This window comes from Streptomyces sp. T12, assembly GCF_028736035.1.
GTDB lineage: Bacteria > Actinomycetota > Actinomycetes > Streptomycetales > Streptomycetaceae > Streptomyces.
Genome location: NZ_CP117866.1, coordinates 4,305,845 through 4,328,290 on the forward strand (window position 1 = coordinate 4,305,845; position 22,446 = coordinate 4,328,290).

Sequence of the window (22,446 nt, forward strand, 5' to 3'; positions counted from 1 at the left end):
AGCGAGTGTCCGTAGCATCGAAGCATGGCGACCCTCTGGGACCTCATGCGGGACTGCATCCCCGACGACCACGCCCGCCAGGTCACCTCGCGCTACTACGTCGACGAGGTGATGGGCGCCCCCGGCGCACCCGGGCTGGTCGTCGATCTGGGGTGCGGCCGCGGCACGTCGGCCGCGCTCTTCCGCAAGCACGCCCCGCGGGTGCGGTGGGTCGGGGTCGACATCCGGGACTCGCCGGAGGCCGGCCAGCGCACCCCCGGCGGTGACCCGGTGGTGCACTACGACGGCGTCCACCTCCCCCTCGGCTCGGATTCTCTCCCGCTGATCTACTCGCACCAGGTCTTCGAACACGTCGCCCGCCCGCGCGAACTGCTGGCGGAGATCGCCCGAGTGCTGGAGCCCGGCGGGCTTTTCATCGGATCAACATCCCAATTCGAGCCGTACCACTCCTTCAGCCTGTGGAACTACACCCCGTACGGCTTCCGGGTCCTGGTCGAGGAGGCGGGGCTCGCGCTGCAGGAGATCCGGCCCTCGCTCGACGGAGTGGCGCTGATCATGCGCAGCTACCTCGGCCGGCCACCGCAGTACAGCCGTTACTGGAACGAGCAGTCCCCGCTCAACACCGAGATCGACCAGTGGGCGGAGCACGGCCGGCGCAGGACGGCGCTGGTGAACCTGCGCAAGCTGACGTACTGCGGCCAGTTCGCGTTCCGGGTGGGCAAGCCGGCACTCGTCTAGACCCGGTCGCACGGCACTTCTAGTGCAAGATCGTGAAACTCGGCGTGCCTCAGGATGATTTGGGGTCTTTCCTACTTAATCTCCCTTAATCGTAAGGAGTCGCTCCTTTTTTCCGTAAGGAGTCGATCCTTCACGCAGCGCACCCCACCCCACTCCACCGGAGATGACATGCACAAGCTTCGCAAGGCCGCCGTCCTGGTCGCCGCCCTCAGCACCGTCGGCCTCGCGGCCGCCGGAACCGCCCACGCCGACGGCCGGGGCCAAAAGGGCAACGAGTACAAAGTCCAGCAGAGCACCCAGTGCAAGTCCCACGACCTGAACATCGACATTCTCGGTGTGGTCGGGGTGCTCAACGGCGCACTGGGCGGCGCGCTCAACGGCGAGGGCAACGAGGGCAGCCAGGCCACCCGCCTCGGCTCGACGATGGGCTGCAGCAACAGCGCGTTCTAGCCCAGCCCTTCTGGCGGTACCAGAGATCACAGGCGGTCAGCGAACAGCTGACCGCCTGGCCTAACTGGCGTGCAGCATCATCCCGATGCCCACCACCAGCAGAGCCGCCGCCGCGATCCGCGGAGCTCCGAACCGCTCCTTGAAGAAGACGGCCCCGATGGCCGCCCCCACGATGATCGAGGACTCCCGCAGGGCCGCGATCGGCGCCAGCTCCGCCTTCGTCTGCGCCCACAGGACCAGCCCGTACGCGGCGACGGACAGCGCGGCACCGAGCAGCCCCAGCCCGGCGAACGGCCGCAGCACGGCGACCGTCTCCCCGCGCCAGCGCCAGACGGCGTACGCCGGGACGGCGAGGCCCTCGACCGCCATCAACCAGGCGACATAGCCGAGGGACGAGCCGGAGGCCCGCACACCCAGCCCGTCGAGGACGGTGTACGCCGCGATGCTCAGCCCGGTCGCCAACGCCGCGCCGATCGCCGCCCAGTCGGGCCGGCGCCCGCGCAGCCCCCACAGGGCGACCCCGGTAAGTCCCGCGCAGGAGCAGGCGATCCCGGCCGCCGCCCACCCGTCCGGCACCTCGTGCGCGACGAGGGCGGCGAGCACGGCGACGACGAGCGGTGCGGTGCCGCGCGCGATGGGGTAGGCCTGCCCGAAGTCGCCGAGCCGGAAGGACGTCATGAGCAGCGCGAAGTAGACGACGTGGACGAGGACGGACGCGATGAGATACGGCCACGCCCCCGCCGCCGGGAACGCCCCGAAGGGCATGAGCACCAGCCCGATCAGCACCCCGCCGCCCGTTATGAGCGTGAACGCGACCAGCTTGTCAGTGACTTTGTGGGCGATGGCGTTCCAACTGGCGTGCGTGACGGCCGCCAACAGGACGGCGGCGGTGACCAGTGGCGTCACGAAGTCTGCGTCTGCTCGCGCACGTCCACCAGGGTGGCGCCGGCGTGGGTGACAAGGTCCTTGGGCGCCATGGGGAAGACGGCATGCGGGTTCCCGGCGGCGGCCCACACGACGTCGTGGTCGAGCAGCGACCGATCGGCGAGCACCCGCGTCTTCGTACGGTGCCCGAAGGGCGGTACGCCCCCGATGGCGTACCCGGTGGTCTCCCGTACGACATCGGCCTTGGCCCGCGTGACCCGCTCGACGCCGAGTTCCTTCCGGACCAGCTCCACATCCACCCGGGACGCCCCGTCCATGAGCACCAGCACGGGCACCCCGTCGGCCGCGAAGATCAGCGACTTGCAGATCTGACTGAGCTCACACCCGATGGCCGCGGCGGCCTCGGCGGCGGTACGGGTCGCGTCCGGGAAGCGGCGGATCTGCTCGTGCACCTCACCGAGCCCCAGCTCTTCGAGGGCGGCGGTGAAACGGGGGTGGGCGGCTGTCGTCATGAAGGGCACGGTAGCGGTGCGTGTACGGCCCATGCGACCGAGTTAGTCACGTGCGGTGCACGCGCGGCGTGTCCTCCGGCTCTCCCCGTTCATCCGCCCCAGCACTCCCCGAAGATGGCGATATGTCCCGATACCTCTTCGACAATACGGACGCCCGCACACCAGACCGGTTCTCCGTCCTGGAGTCCTGCTACGACCACGTCTCCCGCCGCCAGCTCGAACTGACCGGCCTCTCGCCCGGCTGGTGCTGTCTCGAAATCGGCGGTGGAGGCGGCTCGTTGGGCGACTGGATGGCCGAGAGAACCGGCCCCGACGGCGAGGTCACCGTCACCGACATCGACCCGCGCTGGGCCGAGTCCCGCCCACACCCGCCCCAACTCCGCCTCCTCCAGCACGACATCGTCAACGACCCGCTCCCAGGCGACGGCTACGACCTCATCCACGCCCGGCTGGTCCTCATCCACCTGCCGGAACGGATCCAGGTCCTCAACCGGCTGGTCACGGCCCTGCGCCCGGGGGGCGTCCTGGTCCTGGAGGAGTTCGACTGCCACTGGACTCCGGTGCTCGCGGCCCCGGACGAGTCGTCCACAGCCCTCTGGGACCACGTCCAGGCGGCCCTGCTCACGCAACTGGAGAAGGCGGGCGCGGACACCCTCTGGGGCCGGCGCGTGCTGGGCGCCATGCGGCGGGCGGACCTGGAGGACGTCACGGCGACGACGTACGCCGAGTCCTGGCAGGGCGGCAGCCCGGGCATCGCCCTGCACCGCGTGAACATGCAGCAGGCGGAGGCGGGGCTACGGGCGGACGGCGTGACGGCGGCCGAGCTGCGGCGTTTCTACGCGCTGCTGAAAGACCCGGCGTTCGTGGTCAACTCCCCTCCGCTGATCAGCGCGCGGGGTCGGCGCCGACGGAGCGGATGAAGTCGGCGACTGCGTAGCGGGATGCGGTGTGGGCCGAGGTCAGGAGTGGTACAGCACTCGCACGACCATCGTGTCCGCCGGCAGTGCGTCCAGGTAGGTGTTGAACCACTCCCGGTAGCCGGGTCCGCCGTACTCGACCCAGCGGCCGTCCAGGGTGAGCAGCGCCGTGGTGGGAAGCACGTTGGCGACGCGTTCTGCGATGTACGCCTCCCGGTCCCGGCCGAACGAGTTGTACGGGTCGTGGGTGAACCGCTCCTCCAACTCCTCGTCCCTGGCGATGGCCCGCAGCACCGCCTCCGGACCGGTGTGGCAGGCCTCGAACCGCCGCCAGTCGTCCCACCGGCGTGCGGCCTCCCGGGCCACCTCCGCCCGGTCGGTGTCAAGATCAAGTAGCCCGCGCGGTCCCCCGTGGCACCGCGACCGGGGCAGTTCCTCGGCCGGCTTCCACTCGTCGTGCCGTACGAGTCGGGGGTCGTCCTCGTGCCCGGGAAGGACGGCGAACGCCCAGCTGGCGCCGGAGATGGCCCAGTAGTCCCACTCCCCCACCCAGTCCGGATGGGGGATGTCCTCGCGGTTGTAGTCGTACGGAGCCATGGCCCGTCCGATCGCCCGGTGCAGCGACTCGGGGTCCTCCGGGTCGCAGGGGGGTACACAGACGGTGACGCGTCCCTTGGCCATGGCTCCTTCATCTCTGCTCTCTTACCGGTCCCGCGGGCTCAGGCGGTGGGCGGGGGCCCGCAGGAGACGATGACATCGTCGCAGCCCCGCTCCAGCGTCTTCATGCCCTCCCAGATGAAGAGGAGGTCACCTAGGACGCCGGCCCCGTTCATCAGCTTGCCGCCGAGGCTGCCCTTGCCGCTCTTGCCGGACGACGAATCCTCGCTGGAGCCGCGCCCGGTGGTCGGCGTGCCGCCGCCGACGCCCTTGACACCGCCGGTCAGATGGGTGTCGAAGAGCGTCTCGCCGACCTTTCCGGTGCCCGGGTAGATGACCCGGACGTTGGCGTTGCCGACGAACTTCTCCGCGACCGCATGGGCCTGCTCGATGCTGGAGGCGACGAAGACCACGTTCTGGGTCTGGGGCTTGGTACCCAGGGGGTCCATCTTCCTGTTGATGGTCTTCTCCGCCGAGCTGACGGCATCCGCGGTGGCACCCCGGTCCGAATCCGTGGCGTCCCAGGTGTTCACGGAGACGATCTTGCCGTTCTTCCAGGTGACCTTGATGAAGTCGGCGGTCGTACCGGCGACCCGGTGGTTGCCGTTGGCGTCGTGGACGAGGCCCTTCTTGGGCAGGACCCCGTTGTCGTCCTGATAGAAGAACTGTGCGCCGTTGCCGGTCTTCGGGTCGTAGAGCTGGAGTCCGTTGCGCAGGTCGTCGTTCATGTACTCGAGCGCGACCTTCTCGGTCGGCTTGACGCCCTGGGAGGCGACCGTGTGCGGGACCCCCTTGTCGTCGTAGAAGACGCGGTAGGTCTTCGAGCCGTCCTTGGTCTTCTGGGTGACGCTCTTCTCGGTCAGCGCGTTGTCCGGCTTGACCCTGTCCTCCCTGACTCCGATGATCCGCCCACCTCGGCAGATCGCCGTGCCCTCCCAGCACTCGATGGGCTGCAGGCCGTCGGGGTCGCCCTTGGTGACCGGGTTGTTGTTGGCGTACGCGTAGCCGTTGATCTGGAGCGGGTCGGTGATGTCGACGACCGGGTCCGCGGAAATGAACCGACCGGCGGACTGGTCGTACTCGCGGGCGCCCAGGTGGGTCAGGCCGGAGGTGTAGTCGTCGACGCCGGTGCCCAGGTAGCCGCGGCTGCTCGGCCAGCTGGTGGGGCGCAGGCCGCGTACCTCGCCGTACGGCGCGAAGGAGCGTCGGCTGATCGGCTGGCCGGTGGTCTGCTCGATCGCGGCGGTGGCCGAGCCGAGCCGGTCGGACAGCAGGACGCTGATCTTGTGGCTGGCGCTGCCGTAGTTGCTGACCCGGACGACCGTGGGGGCGCCGGGGTGCTGGTAGGAGCGGACGGCCTTGACCAGGTCGCCGTTGGCGTCCGTCGAGACCTCGGTCTCACCCAGGTACAGGGTGGTGCCCGCGGCCGACTTCTGCAGGATGCGGTTGCCGCCGGCGTCGTACACGTAGGTGGTGCGGTCGGCGGGAGCCCACTTCTGGGCGGCGGTGCCCGCGCACGTGGCGACCTCGAGGTCGGTGCCGTTCGCGTCGGTGCCGCCGGGCACGGTCACGCACTTGCCGGTCGCCGCGTGGACGAGGGCCTTGTCGGAGGCACGGAAGGTGAACTTCTGGTTGGTCGTGCCGTCGCAGGTGTCGAGCTGGACGAGTGTGATGTTGACGGTGGCGCACTTGCCCTTGATGCGCAGGGTGTCGCCGGTGAGGGACCACGCCTGGGCCTGGGTGGTGTTGCAGCGGTACAGCTGGATCGCGCTGCCGTCGGCGGTCAGCCCGCCGCCCAGGTCCAGGCACTTGCCGCCGAGGCCGACCACCGGGCCCGCGCCGTCGGCGAAGCCGGTGACCGAGGTGACCTTGTTCTCGCCGTTCCAGTCGAGGCTCTGGTCGCCACCGGCGAGATGCCGCTCGGTGGTGTTGCCGGTGGCGTCGCTGACGTACGTGGGATCGGTGCCGGTGGGGCGGTCGATCCCGGTGAGGATGTGCGGCTGGGTCAGCGTCGGGACGCCGCCCGCGGTGATGGTCTTGCCGTAGGTGTACTTCGACGTGGCGTCGAGTGCGGGGCTCGTCGGATGGTGCTCGGTGAACGAGGCACGGTTGCCGACCGCGTCGAAGGTGTACGACTTCCAGAACGGCAGGCCCGTGGCGCTGCCGACCGTGCCGGCGGCCGGCGCCGCCGCGTCCAGCGAGGCCTGCATCTCCGTGTCGGGGGCGGTGGCGTCACCGGCCGCGTCGGGGGCCTCGGCGATCGGCCCCGTGGAGCTCTGGCCGTCGGAGCGGTAGCCCCAGGCCGCACCCGAGGCGGACTTGCAGCCGGTGGCGCCGGACACGGCGAGCGACGAGGTCCAGGCGTGGACCAGCTCACCGAGGTAGTCGTAGGTGAAGCACTGGTTGTCCCACGTGGACGTGGTGCCGTCGGTCTGCTTGACCGCCGACGAGGTGACGTTGCCGGCCCGGTCGTAGGAGTAGTAGGAGTCGGCGACGCGGTGGGATCCGGCGGTCTCGCGGTCCCAGACGGTGCGCTGGAGGCGGCCGGTGTCCTGGTCGATGAAGTTGGTCGTCCACACCCGGTACGGCTGCGGGCCGCTGACGGTGCGCAGCGGTTCGCCGTACGGGGAGTAGGTGACGTCCGAGGTGTACCAGTCCAGGCCGGAGGTGGACTCGGGCAGGCCGTCCTCGTTGTAGCGGGTGACGACCTTCTCCCCGCTGAGTCCGCCGACGGCCGGGACCTGGACGCTGAGCTGCTTGCCGCTGCGGGTGTACGTGTAGGCGTACTTGTACGTGCCGCCCAGCTTGGGTCCGGCGGACGCGGGGATGACGATCTCCCGGGCCGTGGGACGGTACTCGATGTCGTAGGCGGTGACGCGGTCGACGTAGTCGCCGCTCGCGTCGTGCCGGGTGGAGCTGACCGGCTTGCCGAGCGCGCCCGGCATGTCGTACTCGAACGTCTTGAACGGGTCGGCCGCCTCGGAGCCGAGGCGGACCGCGACGACGCGGCCGATCTCGTCGTAGTCGGTGTACGTGGTCTGCTGGCGGGAGTTGGTGGCGCTGCGCTGGCGGCCGGCCGCGTCATAGGTGAACGACGCGCTGCCGATGTCCGGGTCGGTGGCGGAGGACAGCAGACCGCGGGAGTTGTAGGTGTACGACCAGATGTTGCCGCCGTGGTCCTTGACCTGCGTGCGGTTGCCGCGCGCGTCGTAGGTGTAGCTGGTGGTGCGCCACTCGTCCTGGCTCTTGTTGGTGGAGTGGTCGATCCGGGAGACCCGGCCGCGCGCGTCGGTGTAGGTGCGCACGGCGGGGGCGGCGCCGCCGGTGGGGCGGGAGATCGTCCAGTTGTCGCCGTACTCGAGGGTGTCGGAGTAGACGGCGGTGCCGCTGTGGAAGGTCGTGCGCTTCACGGGCCGGCCGAGGCCGTCGTAGAAGCTGCGCACCATGCTGGGCACGACCGTGTCGCTGACCCGCTTGAACTGGCCGGTCTGCGGGTCGCCCTTGGCCAGGTAGTTGCCGGTGGACTCGTACACCCGGCCCTGGTCGTCGTAGCGGGTGTCGGTGATGATCCGGCCGGGGCCGTGCGCCTCGCCCTGGGTCTGCACGGGCCGCATCAGGCCGTCGTAGATGGTGACCTGCTTGGCGTACGCGCCGTCGTCGTCCAGCGTGCTCACGGTGACGGCGGTCGGCCGGGTCTTGGTGGGCGACGCGGTGGCCATCTGGTAGCCGATGGTCACGTCGGGCGCCTGACCGCCGGAGGAGCGGGACGCCGACCAGCCCTTGGTCAGCCGGCCGAAGGCGTCGTACTCCATGCGGGTGACGTGCTGGTTGGCGTCGGTGATGGTGAGGGCGGTGCCGCGGCCCGGTTCGTAGGTCGTGGTGGTGGCGTGGCCCTTGGGGTTGATCTTCTTGACGGCGGTGACGGGGCCGCCGGTGTCGCCCGGCGTGTACACCGTCTCGCTCTTGCCCTTGGCCGGGTCGGTGACGAGGCGCACGCGGCCGAGCGGGTCGAACGTCTGCGTGGTGACGACGGAGTAGGCGGTGCCGTCGTCGTTGAGGGTGGCGTTGCTGGTCGCCATGCCCTTGGTGGGGGCGGCGCCCCAGGCTCCGTTGTCGTAGGAGGTGCGGACGGCCTGCATGACCTGGGTGGCCGGGTTGGCGGTCGCGGCGGAGGCGCACGGGGTGGCCGTCGTCCTGACCTCCTTGGGCAGGACCAGGTTGGCGGCCTCGTTGGTGACGTATTGCGTGGTGACGCAGGTGTGGTCGCTGAGGGTCTCGCCGCCGGTGCTGTTGGGCTTGACGACGGCGGACTCGACGCGGACCGGCAGACCGTGGTCGGGGTCGACCTCGGTGGTGCTGCGGACGGCCTGCCAGCTGCTGGTGCCCATCAGCTGGATGGCGTCGCTGCGCTGGTAGCCGCTGCGGTACGCGGTCAGTGCGGGCAGTCCGCCGTCGCGGGTGCGGGAGGCGGTGTCCTTGGACCAGGGCCGGTTGAGGGTGCGGCTGGTCATCTTGCCGCCGGTGCCCGCGTACGTGATCGTCTCGGCGGTCATCCCGGCGTACGGGTCGATGTCGTCGTCGACGAGGGTGACGGTGCCGGCGGAGTCCTTGACCGGGCCGCCGGTCCCCAGGAAGTAGCGGGTCACGGAGTACGACTGGCTCTGCGGCAGGCCGTTCTTGCCGTCGCCCTTGTCGCCGCGGACCGTGGTGACCTGCCGGTAGCCGCGCCAGTCGCTGTAGGTGCGCAGGGCGGGCTTGCTGAACTCGTCGTCGCTCTTGGCCCAGGCGGCGCCGGAGTAGGTGTACTTGGTGGCCATGCGCTGGGAGACGCCGGTGATGCGGTCGGTCTCGGTGACCGTGTGCACGACGTACTTGTTGAACCAGGCGAGCGCGGGCTTGTCCACCTCGGCGTCCGGGGACCAGCGGACCGGGAAGCAGGTGCCGTGGTTGTCCTCGGGGGCGACGGAGGGCTGGACGCGACAGCCGCCCTTGTAGGTGACCTCGATGTCGGCGCCGTGCTCGGTGGCGACCGCGCCGATGCGCGGACGCGTGAAGCCGGGGCGCGGGTCGGTGCTGCTCCTCGGGACGAGGTTGGGCAGCATCTTGTCCTTGAGGTAGCCGTACAGCGGGTGGGCGCTGTCCGCGCCGACGACGTACGGCTTGAAGCTGACGCCCGACTTGGTCAGCAGGGTGCCGCTGGTGTCACCGGGGCGGAAGCCGTAGCGGGTGATGGAGTTCAGCCACAGGCCGGGCGCGGTGTCGTACCAGTCGCGCGGGAAGGACGCGTTGAGCAGATAGGTGTCGACCTTGGACAGGCCTGCGACGCCGGGACGCTGGGCGTAGGTGGTGATGCCGCCGAGGCGCATCCGGTTCCAGAACGACGGGAAGGCCGGGCACAGCTTCGAGGTGGACTTGCAGTTGAGGTTGCCGGGGCTGTCCCACCAGGGCCGGTAGGAGGCCGGGTTGTCGGTGTCGTCGAACTTGGCGGAGTCGCAGACGGTGGAGTCCTGCAGGCACCGCTGCCACAGCAGGAAGTCGACCTTGGCGGCGGGGGTGACGCCGAGGGCGCCCTCGCGCAGGCCGTACTCGATGGAGTCGGGCAGGCCGCCCCGGTGGTACAGCTCGGGGCTCTTGAACTTCTTGTTGACGGCGTAGTAGTTCGTCGACCGGTGCCAGTTGACGATCATGACGTTGCCGTGGACGTCGACGACCTTGTCCAGGCCCCAGTGCCAGGCCTGGCGCTTGTCGGTGTCACTGTTGCAGCGGGATGCGGCGAAGGTGTCGGCGTGGCAGGGCTCGCCCGGGTGGTTGCCGAAGACCGGGACCGTGAAGACGGAGTTGGTGTCGGCGTGGTCGGCACCGACCTTGTTGAGGCCGTAGTAGTAAACGGTGCCGTCCCGCTTGGTGACGACCCAGTACTCGCCGTTGTTGTCGCCGTTGCTGCCGCCGGTCTTCAGCTCGATCCGGGTGCCGTCGTCGGACTGCGGCCGGTAGACGTTGCTGGTGCCGACGCGGACCAGTTCGGTGGTGGAGCCGCCGAAGGACATCACCGCGTTGTACGACACCCAGCACAGGTCGGACGTCTTGTCCTTCTTCGCCGTGTTGTTGGGGGTGCCGGCGGCGGTCGTCTCGCGGTCGTCCTTGCAGGTGCGGTAGCGGCGCTCGATGTAGCCGGGGTTGTACTCCCAGCCCTCGCCGATCCAGGACGCCTGCGGGGACGAGGTGGCCGTCTTGGCGTCCACGGCCTGCGAGTTGTAGGCGAACGAGATCTGCGGGGCGGGGCCGGCCGGCGTCGGCGGGACCTTCACGGGGTACGACCAGGTGAAGGCGCCCGAGGAACCGCCCGCGGACCACTTGCCGTTGGTCTCCAGCGGGGTCGCCTTGAACGAACCGCCCTCGCCGGCGCCGGAGTCGACGGCGCCGACGACCGCCTTGTCGCCGCCGTCGGCGATCTGCCGGACGTCGGCCTGCCGGGCGGCGCCCGGCCGGTAGGCGGCCTGCATCACGCCGGAACGGGCCGGCGCGGAGGGCGCGGAGGGCGCGGAGGCCGGGGTGACGGTGCCGTCGGCGGCCGTGTCGACGGTCGCCGTGATCGTCTTGCCGCGGGTGTCGTTGACGGTCTCCAGTTCCTCGTACGTACGGCATTCGTCGAGGTCGGGGCTGGTCAGGTAGCACTCGGGGAACTGGACGAACGTCAGCCGGGAGGCCCAGTCGGCGCCGTAGAGGTTCTGGTACGCCTTGTAGTCGAGCTGCACGGAGACGGGCACGGACCCGCCGGCCGGGGCGGTGACGGTGACGACGGCGCCGTCGACACCCTGCGCGGGGGTCTCCGTACGGTCGTAGACCTTGACGCCCCAGTCGCCGGCCGGCATCGCGGCGCCGGGCGCCTGGCCCAGCTTCACGGGCAGGGCACCGGCGGGTTCGAAGGCGGCGGGCCGGGTCTGGCTCTGCGGGTCGGTGGTGCTCGCCGTGCTTGCCGCGTTCGCGGTCTTCGCCGTGCTCGCCGCCCTCTGGTAGGAGGCGCTCTGTGCCGTGGTGGCGCTGAACGAGACGACGGCGTCACCGCCGGCGGGTGGCGTGGTGGTGCCCGCCGGGGCCTGCACCTGCTCGGTGGGCGGGGCCGCCTCGATCCGGTCCAGGCCCGCGTTGGCGGTGGTGCCCTCGATCAGCTCCTCCTCGGGGAGCTTCTCCAGGGTCAGTTCCTCGCGCGGCACCTCGTCCTTGGCCGGATCCGGCGGGAGGGCGCTCGCCTGCGCGGGCAGCAGCGAGACGAGGAGCGCGGCGCCGAGCGCCGGCACCACGGCCGTACGCAGCACTCTGCTGCGCGCAGCGGACAGGAAGGCAGACACGAAGTGGGGTCCCCCCGGACGGCAGACGGCGGCACCTGGGCAGGGCACAGGTGAGGCCAGTGAACGGGGCGATTCTGTGGGCCATTTGTGAAGAAAACCAGACCACGTGATCATCGTCACAATGCAATACCGGTCGACATCACCGCAGGTCAGAACCTAATCCGCAGATGTGGCGAGCAGTCACCAGCAGGCTCAAGCGCTGCCATTCAGACACCGCGGCCACTGTCGGTGCGGACAGCACCAAACAGCCCGCGCTTTTGCCCCGCTTGACGGTGCTTCAGCATGACTCGTGCCCGGACCCGGCGGACCAGGCCGCGACAGCACCCCCGGTGGTCCAACGTGCGGGCTTGTCCGGCGGTTCCGTGTAGAAGGTGTGACGGCCGTTCAGCCGTGGGACATGATTCGCTCGCATTCGTCACGTCCGGGCCCGCCACCGTGTGTCCGTGTCGCCCGCGTGACCAGCCAGCAGAACGCGGCCCGCGACCCGGTGGGGCCGGTTCTCCATGGGGGAAGGGAACCTCGCTCATGCCGAGCAGATGGCGCCGTGCGCCCGGACGCCGGTCGCTCGCGGCCGTCGCGGCCGCCTTCGTCGTGGCCTCCGGCCTCACCTACGTCGGCCTCCAGGCCGACAGCCGGACCGCGCCCGAGGACCGGCCGGCCGCCCGGCGCTCGGCGCCGCTGAGCGAGGCGGACGCGGCGGCGCGGGCCCGGAAGTCGGGCAAGGCGGTGGAGGCGACGGCGCTGCGCACGGCCTACTCCACGACCTGGGCCCGGCCCGACGGGCTGCTCCAGCGCCGCATCCATGCCAGCCCGATCCGCGCCAAGGTCGACGGCGCGTGGCGGGCCATCGACACCGACCTCACCCGGGTGGACGAGGGCTGGGCACCGAAGGCCACCAACGTGCGCATGGTGTTCTCGGCGGGGTCACGCGCGGGGGGCGCCACAAGCCGTGGCTCCCGATCGGGTGAGGCCTCCGGCGACCGCGCCTCCCGGGCCGCCGCGCGGCGGGTCTCGCTGCTGCCGCAGGCCGAGACCACGACGGCGACCGCGCTGGTCACGCTCACCGTGAACGGCCATGACACGGTGCTCACCTGGCCCGGCGTGGTGCCCACGCCGATCGTCGACGGTCCGCGCGCCCTGTACCCGGAGATCCTGCCGGGCGCCGACCTGGTGCTCACCGCCTCCGACGGCGGCTTCGCGCAGCTGCTGGTGGTGAAGAACCGTCAGGCCGCGGCCGACCCGCGGGTGGCGAGTCTGTCCTACGGGCTGTCCTCGCCGACCCTCGGCTTCCGACTGGACCCCGTCACGGGGATCGTCTCCGGCACCGACGCCTCCGGCCAGGACGTCGCCGAGTCGCCGACCCCGCTGATGTGGGACAGCGCGGGCACGCCGGCCGTAACGGACGGGCAGGCCGGGTCGAGCACCGCGCCGACCGACCCCGAGGTGCTGCCCTCCGAATCGCCCGTCGACCCGGTCGACGACCCGGAGGAGTCGCCCTCGGCCGAGCCGGAGCCGACCGACTCGATGAACGACGGCGACAACGAGGACGCGTTCGACGAACTGCTTCCGGAGGCCACCGACGAGGCGGCCGACCCGTCCGCGATCGCCGAGATGGAGGGCTCGGCCCAGCCGGTCCCGCCGGAGCCGACACCCGAGCCCTCGCAGACGGGCACCGCGGCCACCTTGTCGCTGCCCGGCGTCAACGGCCCGCAGCCCGACTCGCACGGCGCGCTCGTCGAGACCGACCTCGACGGCGGCAACTGGATCCTGCTGCCCGACCAGGAGTTCCTCGACGACCCCTCGACGGTGTACCCCGTCTTCATCGACCCGTCGGTCAAGAAGCACACCAACGACTGGACGACCGCGTACAGCCGCCACCCGAACGCGTCCTTCTACAACGGCAAGAACTTCAACAAGGGCGGCACCGACGAGGCCCGCGTCGGCTTCGAGTCCGACACCTGGGGCACCTCCCGCTCCTACTTCAGCATCGACTGGGACCCCGACCTGAAGGGCTCCACGGTGCACAGCGCCAAGCTGCGCGCCCTGGAGACGTACTCCTGGTCGTGCAGCGCGCGCACCATGACCGTGCACCTGACCGGGCCGGTGACCTCCAAGACGAACTGGAAGAGCGCGCCCGCCATGAACAGCGGGAACAAGATCGGCGGGGCCAGCTTCGCGCACGGCTGGAAGGCGAGTTCCTGCCCGGACGAATACGTCGTCTTCGACGTCAAGGACAGCGCCAAGAAGGCCGTCGCGGGCGGCTGGAAGACCATGACGATCGGCTTCAGGGCCGCCGACGAGAACGCCCAGTACGCGTGGAAGAAGTTCCAGGCCAACGGCGGTCACGACCCGTACATCGAGCTGTCGTACAACCGGCCCCCGGCCGCGCCGTCCAGCCTCGACCTGGACCCCGACCTGAGCTGCGACACCACCTATCCGTACATCAACGTCGGCGCCTCGTCGCTCACCTTCTGGGCCAACAGCAGCGACAAGGACGGCAACCTCTCCCACCTCCAGTTCGAGCTGTGGCCCAGCAGCGGCAGCACCGCGAACAAGCTCGGCTCCAAGGGCAAGGTGTCGGTCGGCAGCCAGAACGGCTCGGCCCGGGTGCACACCGACCCGTTCTCCACGAGTGACGGCACGAACCCGCTGAAGCTGGTCAACGGCACGACGTACTCGTGGCGTGCGAAGGCCGTCGACAAGTTCGGGGCGACGTCGAAGTACTCCCCGGCCAAGACACCGTGCCGGTTCGTCTACGACACCTCCAAGCCGTCCCCGCCGATCGCCTCGTCGACGCAGTTCCCCGACGCGGACGCCGGTGACGACGGGTTCAACAACGAACCCGAGGACGCCAAGTGGAGCACCGTCCGCTTCGGCACGGCGGGCTCCTTCACCTTCCGCGCCCGGCAGACCGACGTGGTGCGCTACGAGTACGGCTTCAACCAGGCCGCGTACCCCTTCTCGGTGTCCCGCACGAACGGTGCGTCGCTGTCGACGACGACCACGGTGTCCAACGCCAAGCCTCCGCTGGCCGGTCCGAACGTGCTGTTCGTGCGGGCGGTGGACGACGCGGGCAACGCCTCCCTGCCGCTGAAGTACCTCTTCTACGTCACCCCACGGGACCAGGCCGACAAGCCCGGCGACTTCACCGGTGACGGGCTGCCGGACCTGATGGTCGTGGACGGCAACGGCAATCTGCGGCTGTACCCGTCGGAGTCGAACACCGAGGTGACGAAGGGCACCGGCGACCTGGACTACTCCATGTCCGGCGCCTACCGCGGCAACCCCGAGCGGGACCCGAACGGGGACGACACCGAGCCGGTCTACGAGGCACCCCCGTCCGGCTACTGGAAGAACACGCTGATCACCCACCTCGGGGACATCTACGGCGGTGACGGCTTGCAGGACCTGGTGGCGGTCCGCGAGGGCGAGCTGTGGGTCTACCCGGGTGACGGGTACGGCGGTGTGAACATCGACAAGCGGCGACGGATCCTGCTGCCGCCCGGCGCGCCGGACCCGGCCACGATCAGCCAGATCGTCGCCGCCGGGGACGCCACCGGTGACGGCAAGACGGACCTGTTCCTCACCGTCGGCGACACCTTCTGGGTGCTGGTCGGCTACAACGGCGCCTCGATGGAGCAGGCGGTCCGCCTGGCGGGCTCGGCCTGGACGGAGCGCGACCTCGTCACCGCCCAGGACGTCAGCGGCGACGGGGTCACCGACCTCATCTACCGCACCGACGTGTCGGGCCGGCTCATGCTGCGCACCGGCAAGCCGGCGGCATCGGGCGGCGGCGTCGACCTGAACTCGCTGAGCTCGGGCGTGGACTCCGCCAAGGGCACCGACGAGGTGTACGGCGCCACCGCCTGGGCCAGCACCAACATCCGGCTGCTGATGGGCACGCCCGACGCCAACGGCGACGCCGTCCCGGACATCTGGACGGTCCGGGCCGACGGCGCGGTGCGCTTCTACGCGGGCACGCGCGGCGAGATGACGCACGCGGGCGTCGAGATCGTCGGCAACAGCTCGGGCGGCTGGAAGTACAAGATGGCCATCGGCTGACCCGGGCGTCCGAAGCGAAGAAAGCCGGTGAGGGCACCCCGTCCCCACGGAGCCCTCACCGGCTGGCCTACCTCAATGGTCGTCCTTCAGCGGCGGGCCGTTCAGACGCCCACCAGCGCGCGGTCCCCGTCCGGATCCCCGTCCTTCTTGGATTCGGCCTCCGTGCGCAGCCCCTCGCCCTCCACGTCCACGTTCGGCAGGGCGCGGTCCAGCCACTTCGGGAGCCACCAGGCCTTCTCGCCGAGCAGTGCGAGGACCGCCGGGACGATGGCCATGCGGACGACGAACGCGTCGAAGAGGACCGCAATCGCGAGGCCGAAGCCGATCATCTTGACCATCGACTCGCTGGCTCCGATGAAGCCGGAGAACACCGCGATCATGATGATCGCCGCGGCCGTGACGACCCGTGCGCTGTGCCGGAAGCCGGTCACCACGGCCTGACTGGGCCGCTCGCCGTGGACGTACGCCTCGCGCATCCGCGTCACGAGGAACACCTCGTAGTCCATGGCCAGACCGAAGACCACGCCGACCATGAAGATCGGCATCATCGACATGACCGGGCCGGTCTCCTGGACGCCGAAGAGGTCGGCGAGCCAGCCCCACTGGAAGACCGCCACGACCGCGCCGAGGGCCGCGAGGACCGACAGGAGGAAGCCGAGGGCCGCCTTCAGCGGGACGAGGATCGAGCGGAACACCAGGATCAGCAGGAGGAAGGCCAGGCCGACCACCAGGATCAGATACGGCACCAGCGCGTCGTTCAGCTTCTGCGAAAAGTCGATGTTCATCGCCGTCGTGCCGGTGACCAGCACCTTCGCGTCCGTGTCGGCCTTGATCTCCGTGCCCGCGTCGCGGATGGAGTGCACCAGGTCCTCGGTGGAGACCGAGGACGGCTTGGAGTCGGGGATCACGGTGATCGTCGCGGTGTCGCCTGCCTTGTTGTACGTCGGCGGGGTCACCGTGACGACGTCCTTGAGGCCCTTGATCTCGTCGGAGACCTCGGTGACCGCGTTCTTCGGGGCGTCGCTCGTCTCGGCGTCGACGACGACCATGAGGGGGCCGTTGAAGCCGGGGCCGAAGCCCTCGGAGAGCAGGTCGTAGGCGCGGCGCTGGGTCGTCGACGTCGGCTGCGAGCCGTCGTCCGGAAGGCCCAGTTCGAGCGAGGTCGCCGGGAGGGCCGCGGCGCCGAGGCCGAGGACGCCCAGCAGGAGGACGGCCACGGGACGGCGTACGACGAAGCTTGCCCAGCGCGTGCCCATGTTCGGCTTGTCCGCGGCGGCCGCCCGCTTGCCCGGCTCGTTCGCGGCGGCCTTCTTCCTGCCGCGTCCGAGGAGCTTGCCCTTGTCTCCGGCCGGCTTCACCTTCCGGCCCGCGTAGCCGAGCAGTGCGGGGACCATGGTCAGCGCGATCAGCACCGCGAGCACGACCGTGCCCGCCGCGGCGACACCCATCTTCGTCAGCATCGGGACGTTGACCACCGCGAGGCCGACGAGCGCGATCACCACCGTGAGGCCGGCGAAGACGACCGCGGAGCCCGCGGTGCCGCTGGCCCGGCCCGCCGCATCCTCGCGGTCGCGGCCCTCGGCGAGTTCGGCGCGGTAGCGGGAGACGATGAACAGGGCGTAGTCGATGCCGACCGCGAGGCCGATCATCATGGCCAGGGTGGAGGTGGTGGAGCCGAGGTCCAGGGCGTTGGCCAGTGCGGTGATCGCCGAGACGCCGATGCCGACGCCGATCAGCGCGGTGAGCAGCGGCAGACCGGCCGCGATCAGCGAGCCGAAGGTGATGACGAGGACGACCGCGGCGACCGCGAGGCCGATGATCTCGGAGGAGGCGGCCTCGGGCGTCGTCTGGAGCGCGTCACCGCCGATCTCCACGGTCAGCCCGGCGTCCCGCGCCTGCTGCCCGGCGTCCTCCAGGGCGTCCCTGCTGGCGTCCTTCAACTCCATGCCGGGCACCTCGTAGCGCACCGAGGCGTACGCGATCGTGCCGTCCTTGCTGACGGCGTGCGCCTTGTAGGGGTCGGCGACGGAGACGACCTCGGAGCCGTCGGACAGCTCCGCGACGGCCTTCTCGACGGTCGCCTTGTTGGCGGCGTCCGTCATCTTCTCGCCGTCGGGCGCCTTGAAGACGACACGGGCGGTGCCGCCGTCCGCGCTACCGCCCGGGAAGCGCTGTTCCAGCAGGTCGAAGGCCTTCTGCGCCTCGGTGCCCGGGATGGAGAAGGAGCTGGATCCGGCACTGGGGGCGCTGGCCGCGCCGACACCCGCGAGGGTGAGCAGCGCGACCCATATGAGGACGACGAAGTGCCGTCGCCTGAAGGCGAGTCGGCCGAGTTTGTACAGGAACGTGGCCATGGAGGCGTCTCCCGGTCAGGTCGTGGGGTCGGTACTTGGGCAGGGGTGATCAGCCCGACGACGTGAGCGGTTACGTCAGGTGGAGGGCTTGCTCGGGGGACCCGTCAGTTGAGGGGACTTGTCAGTCGAGGGGACTCGTCAGTTGACGGGCGCGCCGAGGGCGGGGAGGACCACGGCGTCGATGTACGAGGTGAGGAATGCCCGCGTGGGCGGTTGGTCGTCGATCAGGGTGCGGGTGGCGAAGGCGCCGACCAGCATGTGCACCACGTAGTCCAGCGCGGGGCAGTCGGCGCGGACCTCGCCGCGGTCGACGGCCCGCCGCACCACCCGGTGGAACTCCTCCATCTCCGGCTCGATGAGCAGTTCCTTGAAGGCCTGGAGGAGGTCCGGGTTTCCGTGCACCGCCATGAACAGACCCCGCATCAGCGCGGCGTTCTGCTGCATGGTGCAGTCGTCCTCACGTGACGTGAGGGCGTGGAGGTCGCCCCGCAGGGACCCGGTGTCGACGTCGGCGATGTTGCCCGGCTTGTTGTGCCGGACCGCCTTCGCCACCAGCTCCGGCTTGCCACCCCACTGGCGGTAGAGCGTCGCCTTGCTGGACCGGGTGCGGGCCGCCACGGCGTCCATGGTGAGGGCGTCGTAGCCGACCTCCCGGAGCAGGTCGAGCACGGCCTCGTACAACTCGGCCTCGCGCTCCGGGGTGATGCGACTGCGACGCGCGGTTGCGGCCTCGGTCACCGTACTCACCTTCCCACTCCGAACGACACGGTTTCGTACACCAAGAAAGGTACCGCACCCCCCATCGAAACGAAACGGTTTCGTTCGTGTTCTGGGTCACGCCGATCCCTGTGTCACGAGTTGCCCAGGTACGTCCACAGGAAAAGCATGGGGAGGTGAGCTACCTGCGCCTACCGCATCTGAGCGGCGATCTGCTGTGCTTCGTGGCCGAGGACGACCTGTGGCTGGCCCCCCTGGACGGCCCTGGCCGCGCCTGGCGACTCACCGTGGACCGCACGAAGATCGGCCACCCCCGCTTCTCCCCCGACGGCCGGCACATCGCGTACACGAGCTGGCGCAGTCTGGTCCCCGAGATCCACCTGGTCCCGGTGGACGGCGGCCCGGGCCGCCAGCTCACCCACTGGGGCTCGGCGGACACCCAGGTGTGCGGCTGGACACCCGACGGCATCATCCTCGCCGTCGCCTCCCACGGTGAGCCCTTCTCCCACTTCACCTGGGCCTACAAGCTCAGCCTCGGCGGCGACCCCGGCCGCAAACTCCCCTGGGGACCGTGCTCCGACATCCAGGTCGCCGATATCGACGGCGAGCGCAAGACCCTGCTCCTGACCGGCACCCCACCCCACGAACCGGCCGCCTGGAAGCGCTACCGGGGCGGGGCCACGGGCCGCCTGTGGCTGCACGGCGAACGCCTGCTCCCGGACATCGGCGGCCACCTCCACTCCCCCATGTTCGTCGGCGGCCGTATCGCCTTCCTCTCCGACCACGAGGGCGTCGGCAACCTCTACTCCTGCGCCCACGACGGCTCCGACCTGCGCCGCCATACCGACCACGACGCCTTCTACGCCCGGCACGCCGCCAGTGACGGCACCCGGGTGGTGTACCAGTGCGCGGGCGACCTGTGGATCGTGGACGACCTCGCCGCGGACGCGGATTCCAGTCAGCCCCGCCGCCTCGACGTACGGCTGAGTGGCCCGGGCGCGGGACGCCGCAGGTACCAGGTGCCCGCCGCCCAGCACGTCGACGGCATCTCCGTGGACGAGACGGGCCGCGCGAGTGCCGTGGTCGTCCGCGGCAGCCTCTACTGGCTGACCCACCGGGACGGCCCGGCCCGCACGATGACCGACACCCCCGGCGTACGGGTCCGGCTCCCGGAGATGCTCGGCTCGGTCGGCCAGGTCGCGTATGTGACGGACGCGGAGGGCGAGGACGCCATCGAGATCGCGTACCTGCCGCGCGCGACGGGCGACCGCGAGCCGCGCCGACTCGCCTCGGGCGAGCTGGGCCGGGTCCTGGAGATGGTCGCCGACCCGAAGGGCGAGCGCCTCGCGATCGCCTCGCACGACGGCCGGCTGCTCCTCATCGACGCGACCGAGGACTCCGGGGACACCTCCCGGACGGAGTCCGGGGGAGGCGAGGTGACCGAGCTGATCCGGTCGATCAACGGGCCGGTGCGCGACCTCGCCTTCTCCCCGGACGGGACATGGCTGACGTGGTCGCACCCCGGGATCGGCCGCTCCCTGCGCCAGATCAAACTGGCCCGCATCAAGGACAGCCTGATCGTCGACGTCACCAACGGCCGCTTCGAGGACGAGAACCCGGTGTTCACCCGGGACGGCCGCTACCTGGCCTTCCTCTCCTGGCGGGGCTTCGACCCGGTGTACGACGTCCACACCGGCGACCTGTCCTTCCCGCTGGGCTGCCGCCCCTACCTGGTCCCTCTGTCCTCCGCGACCCCCTCCCCCTTCGCGCTGAACCCCGAGGGCCGGCCGGCCGCCGGTGGCCTGGACCCGGTGGAGGACGAGGAGGGCGGGGACGCCGGTACGACGACCGTCGAGGTGGAGGGCCTGGAGAGCAGGGTCACCCCCTTCCCGGTCACCGCCTCCAAGTACTCCGCGCTGCACCCGGTCGCGGGCGGCGGACTGGTCTGGCTGCGCTGGCCGATCTCGGGCGCGCTGGGCGAGACCTTCGCCAACCCGGACGACATGACCGGGCGGCCGACCCTCGAACACTTCAACATCAGCAAGGCGAAGAAGTCCGAACTCGTCGACCACCTGGACTGGTTCGCGGTCAGCGGCGACGGGTCCCGCCTGGTCCTGGTCGACGAGGGCGAGCTGCGCGGGGTGCCCGCCTCCGAGTCCGGCGACAGCGACACGACGGTGTGGATCGACCTGCGCCGCATCCTGCACGAGGTGGACCCGACGGCGGAGTGGAGGCAGTCGTACGCGGAGGCGGGCCGGCTGATCAGGGCGTACTTCTGGGAGCCGGAGATGTGCGGCATCGACTGGGACGCGGTCCTCGACCAGTACCGCCCCCTGGTCGAACGCGTCGCCTCCCCCGACGAGTTCGCGGACCTGCTCCGCGAGGTACTGGGCGAACTGGGCACCTCACACGCGTACGTCGCCCCTGCCCGCCGCAACGAGGGGCCGGCCCACTACCAGCGCTGGCAGGGCCTGCTGGGCGCCAACTTCGTCCGCAGGGACGAGGGTTGGGTGGTCAAGCGCATCCTCCCCGGCGAATCGTCCGACTCCAAGGCCCGCTCCCCGCTGGCGGGCACCGGCATCCGGGAAGGCGCGGTGCTCACCCACGTCGACGGCCGCCCGGTGGACCCGACCGCGGGCCCGTACCCCCTCCTGGCCGGCTCCGGCGGCACGACGGTGGAGCTGACGTTCACCCCGGCGCAGGGCGAGGCGGGCCGGGCACGGCGGGTGGCGGTGGTCCCCCTGATCGACGAGCGCCCGCTCCGCTACCAGGACTGGGTCGCCAAACGCCGTGACGTCGTACGGGAGTTGAGCGGTGGCCGCTGCGGCTACCTGCACATCCCGGACATGGGCGGCTCGGGCTGGGCCCAGTTCAACCGGGACCTGCGGATGGAGATGTCACGCCCCGCCCTGATCGTCGACGTACGCGGCAACGCGGGCGGCCACATCAGCGAACTGGTCGTGGAGAAACTGACCCGCACGATCCTCGGCTGGGACCTCACCCGCAACGCCCAGCCGGTGTCGTACGCGTCCAACGCCCCGAGGGGCCCGGTGGTCGCCCTGGCCGACGAGGCGACGTCCTCGGACGGCGACATGATCACGGCCGCCTTCAAACTCCTCAAGCTGGGCCCGGTCGTCGGCCAACGCACCTGGGGCGGAGTCGTCGGCATGACCGGCCGCCACCGCCTGGGCGACGGCACGGTGATCACGGTCCCGATGAACGCGGCTTGGTTCGACGCCTACGGCTGGACGATCGAGAACAAGGGAGTGAGCCCGGACGTGGAGGTCCTCCGCACCCCCCTGGACTGGGCAGAGGGCCGCCACGCCCAACTGACCGACGCGGTGGAACTGGCCCTGGAACTCCTGGAGACGAACCCCCCGGCAACGCCCCCGGACTACACCCACGTCCCAGACCGCTCGCGGCCGAAACTCCCGCCACGCTCTCGCCCTTAGGGGCGCGGGGAACTGCGCGACCAGCCCCCACCGGCCCGCACCCGACAACGCCCCCCACCAGCAACGCAAACGTGGGGCGCCCCAAAACACAGGGCGCCCCACGCAACGCGGCTAAAGCCGAGCGCAGCGGCTACGCGTCGTAGTCCTGGTTGAGACGGTCCTCTTCCTCACGCCTCAACCGCTCCGTCCGCTCCGACTCCTCGTCCCGCTGCGGCCGCTGGCGCCCACGCTGCTGCGCCTGCTCCTTGGCCTGCTGGGCCTTCTGACGGGCCTGCTGCTGCATCTGTTCGGACTTCTCCTGGAACTGGTCCTTCATACCCATGTGGGTTCACTCCCGTAGTGAGTGGGGGGGA

At 70.4% G+C, this 22,446-nt stretch carries 12 protein-coding genes; 5 read left to right on the forward strand and 7 right to left on the reverse strand.

From position 1 onward, the window contains the following. Positions 1-24 precede the first annotated feature (24 nt). Both PBV52_RS19115 and PBV52_RS19120 read left to right on the forward strand, forming a co-directional pair. Positions 25-738, forward strand: a complete 714-nt coding sequence (locus PBV52_RS19115) for a class I SAM-dependent methyltransferase (RefSeq protein ID WP_274239692.1) — start codon at positions 25-27, stop codon at positions 736-738. 168 nt (positions 739-906) lie between these two features. Further along, a complete protein-coding gene (locus PBV52_RS19120; protein WP_274239693.1) occupies positions 907-1,188 on the forward strand; it encodes a hypothetical protein in 282 nt (93 codons plus the stop codon). Between the two features lie 60 nt (positions 1,189-1,248). On the opposite strand, the gene PBV52_RS19125 is transcribed toward PBV52_RS19120, so the two are convergent. Together PBV52_RS19125 and PBV52_RS19130 are read right to left on the reverse strand one after the other, a co-directional pair. Further along, positions 1,249-2,094, reverse strand: a complete 846-nt coding sequence (locus tag PBV52_RS19125; RefSeq protein ID WP_274239694.1) for a DMT family transporter — start codon at positions 2,092-2,094, stop codon at positions 1,249-1,251. Then, positions 2,091-2,585, reverse strand: coding sequence for a YbaK/EbsC family protein (locus PBV52_RS19130; protein ID WP_274239696.1), 495 nt, complete (start codon positions 2,583-2,585; stop codon positions 2,091-2,093). Before PBV52_RS19130 ends, PBV52_RS19125 begins: the two co-directional genes overlap by 4 nt. Before the next feature lie 122 nt (positions 2,586-2,707). On the opposite strand from PBV52_RS19130, the gene PBV52_RS19135 reads away from it, so the two are divergent. Beyond that, positions 2,708-3,505, forward strand: a complete 798-nt coding sequence (locus tag PBV52_RS19135) for a class I SAM-dependent methyltransferase (RefSeq protein WP_274239697.1) — start codon at positions 2,708-2,710, stop codon at positions 3,503-3,505. Between the two features lie 39 nt (positions 3,506-3,544). Here PBV52_RS19135 and PBV52_RS19140 read toward each other — a convergent pair whose 3' ends face one another. After that, the gene (locus PBV52_RS19140; protein ID WP_274239699.1) at positions 3,545-4,183 is read right to left on the reverse strand and encodes a hypothetical protein; all 639 of its coding nucleotides are present in this window, start codon (positions 4,181-4,183) and stop codon (positions 3,545-3,547) included. Positions 4,184-4,221: 38 nt separating this feature from the next. Further along, complete coding sequence (locus tag PBV52_RS19145; protein WP_274239700.1) at positions 4,222-11,508, reverse strand: ricin-type beta-trefoil lectin domain protein; 7,287 nt, start codon at positions 11,506-11,508, stop codon at positions 4,222-4,224. Positions 11,509-12,033: 525 nt separating this feature from the next. On the opposite strand from PBV52_RS19145, the gene PBV52_RS19150 reads away from it, so the two are divergent. Then, entirely contained in the window at positions 12,034-15,570 is a 3,537-nt protein-coding gene (locus PBV52_RS19150) for a DNRLRE domain-containing protein (protein WP_274239702.1), read from the forward strand. A 101-nt stretch (positions 15,571-15,671) separates the two neighbouring features. Here the strand turns inward: PBV52_RS19150 and PBV52_RS19155 are convergent, their stop codons facing one another. Continuing rightward, on the reverse strand, positions 15,672-17,924 hold the full coding sequence (locus PBV52_RS19155) for an MMPL family transporter (RefSeq protein ID WP_274239703.1): 2,253 nt from the start codon (positions 17,922-17,924) through the stop codon (positions 15,672-15,674). A 138-nt stretch (positions 17,925-18,062) separates the two neighbouring features. Then, on the reverse strand, positions 18,063-18,662 hold the full coding sequence (locus PBV52_RS19160; protein ID WP_274239704.1) for a TetR/AcrR family transcriptional regulator: 600 nt from the start codon (positions 18,660-18,662) through the stop codon (positions 18,063-18,065). Between the two features lie 155 nt (positions 18,663-18,817). Here PBV52_RS19160 and PBV52_RS19165 point away from each other — a divergent pair, with 155 nt between their 5' ends. Further along, on the forward strand, positions 18,818-22,093 hold the full coding sequence (locus PBV52_RS19165) for a S41 family peptidase (protein WP_274239705.1): 3,276 nt from the start codon (positions 18,818-18,820) through the stop codon (positions 22,091-22,093). 130 nt (positions 22,094-22,223) lie between these two features. Here the strand turns inward: PBV52_RS19165 and PBV52_RS19170 are convergent, their stop codons facing one another. Then, positions 22,224-22,415: a hypothetical protein gene (locus PBV52_RS19170; RefSeq protein ID WP_274239706.1), complete on the reverse strand. Its 192-nt coding sequence runs from the start codon at positions 22,413-22,415 to the stop codon at positions 22,224-22,226. Between the last annotated feature and the right edge of the window lie 31 nt (positions 22,416-22,446).